At 73.3% G+C, this 11608-nt stretch carries 10 protein-coding genes; 8 read left to right on the forward strand and 2 right to left on the reverse strand.

What is annotated here, in order from left to right:
* Positions 1-883 (forward strand): AAA family ATPase (locus tag BUE44_RS33260; RefSeq protein WP_456049219.1); only part of this gene is annotated, 883 nt, incomplete at its 5' end.
* A gap of 32 nt (positions 884-915) precedes the next feature.
* Here the strand turns inward: BUE44_RS33260 and BUE44_RS33265 are convergent.
* Positions 916-1710, reverse strand: coding sequence for a DUF2470 domain-containing protein (locus BUE44_RS33265; protein WP_235002715.1), 795 nt, complete (start codon positions 1708-1710; stop codon positions 916-918).
* Positions 1711-1765: 55 nt separating this feature from the next.
* Here BUE44_RS33265 and rpsD point away from each other — a divergent pair, with 55 nt between their 5' ends.
* Positions 1766-2380, forward strand: a complete 615-nt coding sequence (rpsD, locus tag BUE44_RS33270; RefSeq protein ID WP_073502756.1) for a 30S ribosomal protein S4 — start codon at positions 1766-1768, stop codon at positions 2378-2380.
* A gap of 21 nt (positions 2381-2401) precedes the next feature.
* Here the strand turns inward: rpsD and BUE44_RS33275 are convergent, their stop codons facing one another.
* Positions 2402-4549: an ATP-binding protein gene (locus BUE44_RS33275; RefSeq protein ID WP_073502796.1), complete on the reverse strand. Its 2148-nt coding sequence runs from the start codon at positions 4547-4549 to the stop codon at positions 2402-2404.
* A 212-nt stretch (positions 4550-4761) separates the two neighbouring features.
* Here BUE44_RS33275 and BUE44_RS33280 point away from each other — a divergent pair, with 212 nt between their 5' ends.
* The 6 genes from BUE44_RS33280 to BUE44_RS33305 all read left to right on the forward strand — a co-directional run bounded on the left by BUE44_RS33280 (position 4762) and on the right by BUE44_RS33305 (position 11546).
* Positions 4762-5181: a DUF948 domain-containing protein gene (locus tag BUE44_RS33280; protein WP_073502757.1), complete on the forward strand. Its 420-nt coding sequence runs from the start codon at positions 4762-4764 to the stop codon at positions 5179-5181.
* Positions 5182-5187: 6 nt separating this feature from the next.
* Positions 5188-5517, forward strand: coding sequence for a DUF6167 family protein (locus BUE44_RS33285; protein ID WP_073502758.1), 330 nt, complete (start codon positions 5188-5190; stop codon positions 5515-5517).
* Positions 5517-8186 carry an alanine--tRNA ligase gene (gene alaS, locus BUE44_RS33290; RefSeq protein ID WP_073502759.1) on the forward strand — a complete coding sequence of 890 codons (2670 nt, stop codon included), beginning with the start codon at positions 5517-5519 and terminating at the stop codon, positions 8184-8186. The genes BUE44_RS33285 and alaS overlap by 1 nt, the downstream gene beginning before the upstream one ends.
* Before the next feature lie 50 nt (positions 8187-8236).
* The gene (ruvX, locus tag BUE44_RS33295; protein WP_073502797.1) at positions 8237-8701 is read left to right on the forward strand and encodes a Holliday junction resolvase RuvX; all 465 of its coding nucleotides are present in this window, start codon (positions 8237-8239) and stop codon (positions 8699-8701) included.
* A gap of 101 nt (positions 8702-8802) precedes the next feature.
* Positions 8803-10719: an endolytic transglycosylase MltG gene (gene mltG, locus BUE44_RS33300; protein WP_073502760.1), complete on the forward strand. Its 1917-nt coding sequence runs from the start codon at positions 8803-8805 to the stop codon at positions 10717-10719.
* The gene (locus BUE44_RS33305) at positions 10716-11546 is read left to right on the forward strand and encodes a shikimate dehydrogenase (RefSeq protein WP_073502761.1); all 831 of its coding nucleotides are present in this window, start codon (positions 10716-10718) and stop codon (positions 11544-11546) included. Before mltG ends, BUE44_RS33305 begins: the two co-directional genes overlap by 4 nt.
* The last annotated feature ends 62 nt before the right edge of the window (positions 11547-11608 follow it).

Raw genomic sequence — 11608 nt, forward strand, 5'->3', positions numbered from 1 at the left:
GTACTTCTCGGTGATCTCCCCGCTGCTGTCCCGCTCCCTGCTGCTGACCCTCGAACCCCTCACCGACGACGACGTGCGCGGGGTGCTGCGCCGCGCCCTGGGTGACGAGCGGGGCCTGGCGGGAGCGGTGAGCCTGCCCGGGGACGCCGAGGAGCACCTGCTGCGGATCGCCGGCGGCGACGCCCGCCGCGCGCTGACCGCGCTGGAGGCCGGCGCGGGCTCGGCGCTGGCCAAGGGCGAGGGCACCGTCACGCTGGCCACCCTGGAGGAGGCCGTCGACCGGGCCGCGGTCAACTACGACCGGGACGGCGACCAGCACTACGACGTGGCGAGCGCCCTGATCAAGTCCATCCGCGGCTCCGACGTGGACGCGGCGCTGCACTACCTGGCCCGGATGATCGAGGCCGGCGAGGACCCCCGCTTCATCGCCCGCCGGCTGATGATCTCGGCCAGCGAGGACATCGGCCTGGCCGACTCCACGGCCCTGCCGACCGCGGTCGCCGCCGCGCAGGCGGTGGCGATGATCGGCTTCCCCGAGGCGTCGCTGATCCTCTCGCACGCCACCATCGCGCTGGCGCTGGCCCCGAAGTCCAACGCCGCCACCACCGCGATCGGCGCCGCGCTCGCCGACGTCAAGGCCGGCAAGGCGGGGCCGGTGCCGGCGCACCTGCGCGACGGGCACTACAAGGGCGCGGCCAAGCTCGGCCACGCGCAGGGCTACGTCTACCCGCACGACGTGCCGGGCGCGGTCGCGGCCCAGCAGTATCTCCCGCAGGAGCTGGCCGGCCGCCGCTACTACGAGCCGACGCGCTACGGAGCCGAGGGGCGCTACGCCGACGTCCTGGAGTGGGTGCGCGAGCGTCTCGCGGGCCGGGGCGAATAGCGGCCCCGACCCCGACCCCGTACGGCCGGCGGTCAGTCCGCGCGCGCCGCCGCGAACAGCTCGCGCAGCGCCCGCTGCGCGCCCGGCAGCCCGTCCACGGGCTCGGGGAAGTCGAAGCGCGCGTCGAAGCCGCCGCCCTCGGCGCGGAAGCGCACCCGCAGGCCGAAGCGGTCCAGCGCCACCGGCACCGCGCCCGTCGTGCAGCGGCCCGCGCCGGACACCAGCGAGCACAGCGAGCCGACCTCGCCGGCGTGCGCGGCCGCCAGGTGCTGCAGGGCCTCGGCCTCGTGCGCCGCGAGCGGATCGGCGGCGGCGTCGGCGAACTCGTCGGGGTCCACCTGGGCCGCGCCCCACAGGTCGTCGAGCGAGATGTCGCCGACCTCCAGGCGCAGCAGCTCCGCGCCCGTCTCGAACGACCCGCCCGGCACCGCGGTCAGCCAGCCGGCGACCCATGCCCGGCCGCGGATGCGGTACGGCACCGCGACCGGGGCCACGTCAGTGATCTCCAGCACAGCCGCCGCCTCGTCGTCGGCGGCCGCGCGCACCGCGCGGACGGCGGGCGACTCGCGCGGGAACAGCAGGAAGACGTCTCCGGCGGGCCCCACCGAGTGCCGCAGCGGCACCAGCGGGGTGGTGGGCGCGGGGGCCAGACCGGGAATGACCAGCGCGGGGGACGAGTTACCCTCGACCAGAGTGCGTGCGCGCTCCGCGGCCGTGGGCTGCCGGGGCGCATCCTCCACTTCGGGACGCGGCTGACCGTGCGGCGACCGTTCCGCCTGCTCGTGCGGGCCGGACACGTCGGGTACGGGGTTCCCGGGTCGAATCATGCGCACTCCTCAGTTAAGGTAAGCCTTACCTAATTTACACGGAGGTTCGACGCACGTGAATCAGTCGCGTCCCAAGGTCAAGAAGTCCAGGGCGCTGGGCATCGCGCTCACCCCGAAGGCGGTCAAGTACTTCGAGGCCCGCCCGTACCCGCCGGGTGAGCACGGCCGTGGTCGCAAGCAGAACAGCGACTACAAGACCCGCCTGCTGGAGAAGCAGCGGCTGCGTGCGCAGTACGACATCAGCGAGCGGCAGATGCAGCGCGCCTACGACCGGGCCAAGAAGGCCTCCGGGCTGCGTACGGGCGAGGCGCTGATCATCGAGCTGGAGCGCCGCCTCGACGCCCTCGTGCTGCGCTCCGGGCTGGCCCGCACCATCTACCAGTCCCGGCAGATGGTCGTGCACGGCCACATCGAGGTCAACGGCCGCAAGGTCGACAAGCCCTCCTACCGGGTCCGTCCCGACGACGTCGTCCAGGTCCGCGAGCGGTCCCGCGAGAAGACCCCCTTCCTCGTCGCCCGCGAGGGCGGCTGGGCCGGCGACGGCGAGGCCCCGCGCTACCTGCAGATCAACCTCCAGGCGCTGGCGTTCCGGCTGGACCGCGACCCCAACCGCAAGGAGATCCCGGTGATCTGCGACGAGCAGCTGGTCGTGGAGTACTACGCCCGCTGACCGCCGCACCCCGCAGCACCCTCAGCCCGCCGCCTCAGGAGAGGCGGCGGGCTCGCGCGGTACCGGCGCCCGCACCGCGCCGTGCTGCTCGCCGCGCCCCGCGCCGCGCGGCCGGTTCAGCGCCCGGTGCGCCGCCGCGTCCAGGCCCAGCCTGCCCCCCTCGCCCAGCGCCGCCGCGTAGGCCGCCTCGCCCAGCGCCGCCCGCACCCGCTGCTCGCACACCGCGTGCGGAGCGTTGAAGTACCGCGAGCCGAACAGCCGCAGGCCCACCGACTCCCACAGCCGGCCGGCCGCGCCCTGCAGCACCGCCGCCTCGTGCGGCGCCCCCTCGCCCTCGGTGATCAGCGCCAGCAGCTCCAGCGCCAGCACCGCGCCCACCAGGTCGTCGAAGGCGTGGTCGATGGCCAGCGCCTCCTCGGCCAGCCGCCTGGCCCGCTCCGGCTCGCCGCCCAGCCAGGCGGCGTAGCCCAGCACGTACAGCGCGTACGCCAGCGTCCAGCGCTCGCCGTGGTCCCGGCAGATGTCCCTGACCTCCTCGGCCAGCCGCACCGCCTGCTCCACATCGCCCTGGAAGGCCACCGACATCGCAAGCTCGACCTGCGCCATCAGCACGTTGCTGTTCAGCTCGCCGATCGAGCGGTAACGCAGCAGCGCGTCGTCGATGAACCGCTCCGCGCGCGGCATGTCGTCGGAGACCAGCGCCAGGCAGCCGAGCCGGTGCAGCGCGTACGCCTCCGCCACCGCGTTGCCCGCCGCCCGCGCCTCGTCGCGGCACTCCTGGAGCACTGCCAGCGCCGCCGCCGAATCGCCCTGGAGCAGCGCCACGTAGCCGTACACCCACATCACCTTCGCGCGGGCCTCCGACCGCTCCGCCGGCAGCTCCAGCGCCCGGCCCAGCCAGTGCCTGCCTTCCGCGAGCCGCCCGCAGCCCACCCAGCAGAACCACAGGGTGCCCGCCAGGTACTGGCCCACCGCCGGGTCCTCCGACGGCTCGCCCGCGACACCGTCCAGGCTGAACTCCAGCGCCAGCCGCAGATTCGGCAGGTCCGCCGCGACCCGTTCCGCGACCTCCGCCTGCCGCGGGCTGAACCAGTCCAGCTCGCACCAGGTGGCCAGTCCCAGATACCAGTCCCGGTGCCGGCGCCGCACCCTGGCCTCGTCGCCCAGCGCGGCCAGCCACCCGGCGCCGTACTCGCGGACGCTGTCCAGCATCCGGTAGCGGGCGGGGCCGCCGCCGGCGCCCTCCTGCCGGCTCAGCACCGACTGGTCGACCAGCGCGGCGACGGCCTCCACGACCTCGTCCTCGGCGATGCCGCCGCCCGCGCACACGTACTCCACCGCCTCCAGGTCGAAATAGCCCGCGAAGACCGACAGCCGCGCCCACAGCAGCCGCTCGGCCGGGCCGCACAGCTCGTGGCTCCAGCCGATCGCGGTACGCAGCGCCCGGTGCCGCGCCGGCGCGCTCGGGTCGCCGCCGGTCAGCAGCCGGAAACGGTCGTCGAGGCGTTCGAGCACCTGCTCCACCGACAGCGCGCGCAACCGCACCGCGGCCAGCTCCAGCGCCAGCGGCAGCCCGTCGAGCCGGGCACACAACTCGGCCACCGCGGCGGAGTTGTGTGCCGTCACGGCGAAATCCGGCAGCACCGCGGACGCCCGCTCGGCGAACAGCCGCACCGCGTCCGAGCCGACGGGCAGCGGCTGGAGCGGCAGCAGCTGCTCGCCGGTGATCCCCAGCGGCCGCCGCCCCACCGCGAGCACCCGCAGTCCCGGCGCCCGCCGCAGCAGATCGGCGACCAGCTCCGCGCACGGCTCGGCCAGCCGGTCGAACCCGTCGAGCACCAGCAGCAGTTCGCGGTCGGCGAGGTGCTCGGCCAGCGCCTTCCGCGGCGCCCTGCTGGTGTGGTCGGGCAGCCGCAGCGCCTCGGCGAGGGTGTGGTCCACCAGGTCCGCGCCGCGCAGACCGATCAGCTCGGCGAGCCAGACGCCGTCGCGGAAACGGTCCTGCACCAGCCGGGCGGCACGCAGCGCCACCCTCGACTTCCCGACCCCGCCCGCCCCCGTGACCGTCACCAGTCGCGATCCGGCCACCAACGCCCTCAACCGATCGACTTCCGACGCCCTGCCGACAAAGCCGGTCAGCTCGGACGGGAGGTTACCCGCAGTCTCCATGGTGCACGGAGCGTACTTGACCGCCAACGCTACGTACAGCGCGCGTCGGGCCCCGCCACCCCGCGCGGCAGCGGGCGCCACCGGCCGCGGCGCGTCCCGGGCGCCCACGCGGGGACGGCCTGGGCTCCGCCGGGAATGCGGTACGGGCCGAACCTCGCGGCGCGATAGGCTCGGGAGCCAACCGACCTGGTGACGAGAGGGAGCGCGGCAAGGTGTCCGGTGGAGAAGTGGCCGGCGTGGCCGGCCTCGTCGTCGCGGTGTTCTGGGCGATCCTCGTATCGTTCCTCGCCGTCGTGCTCGCGCGCCTGGCCGGGACGCTGCGGCGTACCACGGAGCTGGTCGCCGGCATCACCGAGCAGGCCGTACCGCTGCTCGGCGAGGCCTCGGACGCGCTGCGCTCCGCGCACACCCAGCTCGACCGGGTGGACACCATCACCGCGGACGTCGCCGAGGTGACCGCGAACGCCTCCGCGCTGTCCTCCACCGTCGCCAGCACCTTCGGCGGCCCCCTGGTGAAGGTCGCGGCCTTCGGCTACGGGGTGCGGCGCGCGGTCGGACTGCAGGCCGGCGGCGCCGGCAAGGTGCTGCCCGCCGCCCGACGCGCCCGCCGCCGCAACCGCTCGAAGGACTGAGGCCCCATGTTCCGCCGTCTGTTCTGGTTCCTGACCGGTGCCGCCACCGGAGTGTGGGCCACCACCAAGGTCAACCGCGCGCTGCGCCGGCTCAGCCCGGAGAGCCTGGCCGCGACCGCGGCCGACCGCGCGCTGGAGACCGGCGCCCGGCTGCGCACGTTCGCCCACGACGTCAGGGCGGGCATGGCGCAGCGCGAGGGGGAACTGCAGGACGCCCTCGGGCTGACCGGCGCGGACGACACCCGCCGCCCCGCACCGCGGGAACTGGACACCGACCTCCCGGCACCGCGCCGGGGCATTGCGTACGACGCGTACGACCGGAAGGACGATCACTGATGGAGTCGGCAGAAATCCGCCGCCGCTGGCTGCGCTTCTTCGAGGAGCGCGGGCACACCGTTGTGCCGTCGGCGTCCCTCATCGCCGACGACCCGACGCTGCTGCTGGTCCCGGCGGGCATGGTCCCCTTCAAGCCGTACTTCCTCGGCGAGGTCAAGCCGCCCTTCAAACGGGCCACCAGCGTCCAGAAGTGCGTGCGCACCCCGGACATCGAAGAGGTCGGCAAGACCACCAGGCACGGCACGTTCTTCCAGATGTGCGGCAACTTCTCCTTCGGCGACTACTTCAAGGAAGGTGCCATCCGCTACGCCTGGGAGCTGCTCACCACGCCCCAGGACAAGGGCGGTTTCGGCCTGGAGCCGGAGAAGCTCTGGATCACCGTCTACGAGCAGGACGACGAGGCCGAGCGGATCTGGCGCGACGAGATCGGCGTGCCCGCCGAGCGCATCCAGCGGCTCGGCATGGGCCCCAACTTCTGGTCCATGGGCGTGCCGGGACCCTGCGGCCCCTGCTCGGAGATCAACTACGACCGCGGCCCGGACTTCGGCGTCGAGGGCGGCCCCGCCGTCAACGACGAGCGCTACGTGGAGATCTGGAACCTGGTCTTCATGCAGTACGAGCGCGGCCCGGGTGAGGGCAAGGACGACTTCCCGATCCTCGGCGAGCTGCCCGCCAAGAACATCGACACCGGCCTCGGCCTGGAACGCCTCGCGATGATCCTGCAGGGCGTGCGGAACATGTACGAGACCGACACCCTGCGCGTGGTGATCGACAAGGCCACCGAGCTGACCGGCGTCCGCTACGGGCAGGGGCACGACACCGACGTGGCCCTGCGGGTCGTCGCCGACCACATGCGCACCTCGATGATGCTGATCGGCGACGGCGTCACCCCCGGCAACGAGGGCCGCGGCTACGTGCTGCGCCGCATCATGCGCCGCGCCATCCGCAACATGCGGCTGCTCGGCGCCCACGACCCGGTCGCCGCCGAGCTGATCGACGTGGTCCTCACCACGATGGGCGAGCAGTATCCGGAGCTGCTCACCGACCGCAAGCGGATCGAGACCGTCGCGCTCGCCGAGGAGGCCGCCTTCCTCAAGACGCTCAGGGCCGGCACCAACATCCTCGACACCGCCGTCACCGAGACCAAGCAGGCCGGCGGCACCGTGCTGTCCGGCGACCAGGCCTTCCTGCTGCACGACACGTGGGGCTTCCCGATCGACCTCACCCTGGAGATGGCCTCCGAGCAGGGCCTGTCCGTGGACGAGGACGGCTTCCGGCGGCTGATGAAGGAGCAGCGCGACCGCGCCAAGGCCGACGCCCGCGCCAAGAAGACCGGCCACGCCGACCTGTCCGCCTACCGCGAGGTCGCCGACCGCTCGGGCGGCACCGAATTCACCGGCTACACCCACGACCACAGCGAGGCCACCGTCGTCGGCCTGCTGGTCGACGGCCTGCCCTCCCCGGCCGCCACCGAGGGCGACGAGGTCGAGGTCGTCCTCGACCGCACCCCCTTCTACGCCGAGGGCGGCGGCCAGCTCGCGGACACCGGCCGCATCCGGGTCGAGGGCGGCGCCGTCGTCGAGGTCAGGGACGTCCAGCAGCCGGTACCCGGCGTCAGCGTGCACAAGGGCGTCGTCCAGGTCGGCGAGGTCACCGTGGGCGCCGCCGCCCTGGCCCAGATCGACCTGGTGCGCCGCCGCGCCATCGCCCGCGCCCACAGCGCCACCCACCTCACCCACCAGGCGCTGCGCGACGCCCTCGGACCCACCGCCGCCCAGGCCGGGTCGGAGAATTCCCCCGGCCGCTTCCGCTTCGACTTCGGCTCGCCGACCGCCGTCCCCGGCGGCGTGCTGACCGACGTCGAGCAGAAGATCAACGAGGTGCTGGCCCGCGAGCTGGACGTCACCGCCGAGGTGCTGCCCATCGCCGAGGCCAAACGGCAGGGCGCCATCGCCGAGTTCGGCGAGAAGTACGGAGAGCACGTCCGGGTCGTCACCATCGGCGACTTCTCCAAGGAGCTGTGCGGCGGCACCCATGTGGGCAACACCGCCCAGCTCGGCCTGGTCAAGCTGCTCGGCGAGTCCTCGATCGGCTCCGGCGTGCGCCGGGTCGAGGCCCTGGTCGGCGTGGACGCGTACAACTTCCTGGCCCGCGAGCACACCGTCGTCGCCCAGCTGACCGAACTGGTCAAGGGCCGCCCCGAGGAGCTGCCGGACAAGATCTCCGGCATGCTCGCCAAGCTCAAGGACGCCGAGAAGGAGATCGAGCGCTTCCGCGCCGAGAAGGTGCTGCAGGCCGCCGCGGGGCTCGCCGAGACCGCACAGGACGTCAAGGGCGTCGCCCTGGTCACCGGTTCGGTGCCGGACGGCACCGGCGCCGACGACCTGCGCCGGCTGGTGCTCGACGTACGGCAGCGCATCACCGGCGGCCGGCCGGCCGTCGTGGCGCTGTTCACCGTCGCGGGCGGCCGCCCGCTGACGGTGGTCGCCACCAACGAGGCCGCCCGCGACCGCGGCATCAAGGCCGGCGAGGTGGTCCGCACCGCCGCCAAGGCACTCGGCGGCGGCGGTGGCGGCAAGGACGACGTCGCCCAGGGCGGCGGGCAGAACCCGGCCGCCGTCCAGGACGCCGTCGAGGCCGTGCAGCGGCTCGTCGGCGAGAAGGCCTGACGGTGGGCGACACGGCGGACGGCGACGGCACCGAGCCCGGCAGGCCCGCCATGCGGCGCGGCCGCCGGCTCGGCGTCGACGTCGGGGACGCCAGGATCGGGGTCGCCTCCTGCGACCCCGACGGCATCCTCGCCACCCCGGTGGAGACGGTGCCCGGCCGCGACGTGCCCGCGGCCCTGCGCAGGCTCGCCGAGATCGTCACCGAGTACGAGCCGATCGAGGTCGTCGTCGGTCTGCCGCGGTCACTCAACGGCACCGAAGGCCCGGCCGCGGCCAAGGTGCGGACCTTCGCGCGAGGTGTGGCGAAAATCATCGATCCGGTGCCGGTGCGCCTGGTGGACGAGCGGATGACCACCGTGACGGCCACCCAGGGCCTGCGGGCCTCCGGTGTGAAGGCGAAGAAGGGACGCTCCGTGGTCGACCAGGCCGCGGCCGTCATCATTCTGCAGAGTGCGCTGGAAACCGAGCGGGTGTCGGGCAGAGCGCCGGGAGAGAGCGTCCAATCCTTTATCTGATCGCGATACGGTAACGTTCCGCGCGACACGGCGGCGCCTTCTGGCGCCGCCCGTTTCGCAAGGTCGGCAGACCCGATGCCGACCGCGTACCAAGGGGACCGATGACTGACTATGGCCGGGGCTCCGGCTCCGAACCGTGGCACCCGGACGACCCGCTGTTCGGCGATGCCTACGACCGGGGCCAGGGCTACCCCCAGCAGCAGCCGCCGCCCCAGGACGGCGAGTGGCAGGACCCGTACGCCACAGGTCAGCATCAGCAGCACCAGCAGTACCCGCAGCAGGGCGGCGGGCAGTACCCCCAGCAGCCGCAGCAGGATTACCCCCAGCAGGAATACCCCCAGCAGGAATACCCCCAGCAGGAATACCCGCAGCAGGGATACCCGCAGCATCAGCAGCAGTACCCGATGCAGCAGCCGCAGCAGTACGACACGGGCCAGCACCCGCACCAGCAGCCGCAGCAGCAGTATCCGCAGCAGGGCGGCTACGGCTACGACACCGGTTCGCACGGGACGTACGACAGCGGTTCGCACGCCACCGGCGGCTACCCCGCCCAGGACCCCTACGGCGGCCCGCAGCCCGACTACTACGGCCAGGGCGGCGGCTACCAGCAGCAACCCCAGCAGCAGTACCAGCCGGGCCCCGGCATGCAGCCGCCGCAGCACCCCCAGCAGCCGGGCCCCGGCATGCAGCCGCCGCAGCACCCCCAGCAACCGCAGCAGCCGCAGGGGCCGCAGGCCGGACAGCCGGGGCAGGCGCGGCTGCAGCAGCCGGGACCCGGCGGCCGCCCGCAGGAGCCGGGCGCCAGGCCGCTGCGTACCGCCCCCGGCAATACCGGCGAGTGGAATCCGGAGGAGGACTCCGACCCGCGCGAGCACGCCTTCTTCGCCGACCGCGACGATCCCGACGACCACGACGACACCCCGACCGGCAACGAGGCCGGCGGCCGGCGGGCCGGCAGGAGCCAGCCCAAGGGCGGCAAGAAGCGCCGCAGCGGCTGCGCCTGCCTGACGGTCCTGGTGGTGCTCGGCGGCGGCCTGGCCGGCGGCGTCTACTACGGCTACGGCGTCTACCAGAGCCACTTCGGCCCGGCCCCCGACTACTCGGGCAACGGCACCGGCTCGGTCCAGGTCGAGGTCCCCAAGGGCGCGACCCTGACCACGATCGGCAACGTGCTCAAGAAGGCCGGCGTGGTCAAGAGCGTCGACGCCTTCACGGCGGCGGCCCGCAAGAACCCCAAGGGCCAGACCATCCAGGCCGGCTACTACCAGCTCAACAAGAACATGTCCGCCGCGGCAGCCGTCACGATGATGCTCGACCCCAAGTCGCAGAACGCCATGATCATCCCCGAGGGGTGGCGGGCGACCCGGATATACGCCGCGATCGACACCAAGCTCGGCCTGAAGACGGGCACCACCGCCGCCCAGGTCAAGGGCGTCGACCTCGGCCTGCCCGCGTGGGCGAAGGGCAACCTGGAGGGCTTCCTCTTCCCCGCCAAATATGGCGCCGGGAAGGGGATGAAGCCGGTTGACGTCGTCAAGTCGATGGTCAACCAGGCCAAGGCGGAATACACCGCGGACGGCATCGAGACCGCGGCCTCGAAGGTGGGCAAGACGCCGCTGGAGATCATTGAGATCGCCAGCCTCATCCAGGCCGAGGCGCAGGAGCCGGAGGACTTCGGCAAGGTCTCCCGGGTCATCTACAACCGGCTCGACCAGGACATGAAGCTCCAGTTCGACTCGACCATCAACTACGCCATGGGCCGGTCGACCCTCAACACCAGCAACAAGGACATCTCCTACAAGTCGCCGTACAACACGTACGACCACAACGGGCTGCCGCCCGGCCCGATCGACAGCCCCGGCCACGACGCCATCGAGGCCGCCCTCAACCCGACGAGCGGCAACTGGCTGTACTTCGTGACGGTCAAGCCCGGTGACACCCGCTTCACCGCCAGCTATTCGACGCACCAGAAGAACGTGCAGGACTTCAACGACTACCAGAAGAAGCACGGCGGGTGACCGCGGTCCGCCGGGCCGCCGTGCTCGGCTCGCCCATCGCCCACTCGCTGTCCCCGGTCCTGCACCGGGCCGCGTACGCCGCGATGGGCTTGGCGGACTGGCGCTACGACCGCTTCGAGGTCGACGAGGAGGCCCTGCCCCGCTTCCTCGACGGCCTCGACCCGGCCGAGTGGGCAGGCCTGTCTCTGACCATGCCGCTGAAGCGCGCGGTGATCCCGCTGCTGGACGGCGTCAGCGACACCGCCGCCTCGGTGGAAGCCGTCAACACCGTCGTCCTCGGCCCTGACGGGCGCCGCAGCGGCGACAACACCGACATCCCCGGCATGCTGGCCGCCCTGCGCGAACGCGGCGTCACCACGGTGGCCTCCGCCGCGATCCTGGGCGCGGGCGCCACCGCTTCCTCCGCCCTGGCCGCACTCGCCCGCATCTGCACCGGCGAGGTGACGGCGTACGTGCGCGGCCCGGCCCGCGCCGCCGAGATGCGGGAGTGGGGGACCCGCCTCGGCGTCACCGTACGCACCGCCGACTGGGCCGACGCGGCGAAGGCGCTGGACGAGCCGCTGGTCGTCGCGACCACCCCGGCCGGCGCCGCCGACCACCTTGCCACGGCCGTCCCCGACCACCCCGGCACCCTCTTCGACGTGCTCTACCACCCCTGGCCGACCCCGCTGGCCACCGCCTGGACGGACCGCGCCGCCCCGGTCGTCAGCGGCCTCGACCTGCTGGTCCACCAGGCCGTACTCCAGGTCGAACAGCACACCGGCCGCGGCGGCGTACCGCTGGCGGCGATGCGCGCGGCCGGTGAGGCGGCCCTCGGCGGGCACTGACGCCCCCCGCCCGGGCCGCGTCCCGCACCATGGACGCCGGTCCTGGCGGGCGGGGCAAACGT

It is taken from the genome of Actinacidiphila paucisporea, assembly GCF_900142575.1.
GTDB classification, from domain to species: domain Bacteria; phylum Actinomycetota; class Actinomycetes; order Streptomycetales; family Streptomycetaceae; genus Actinacidiphila; species Actinacidiphila paucisporea.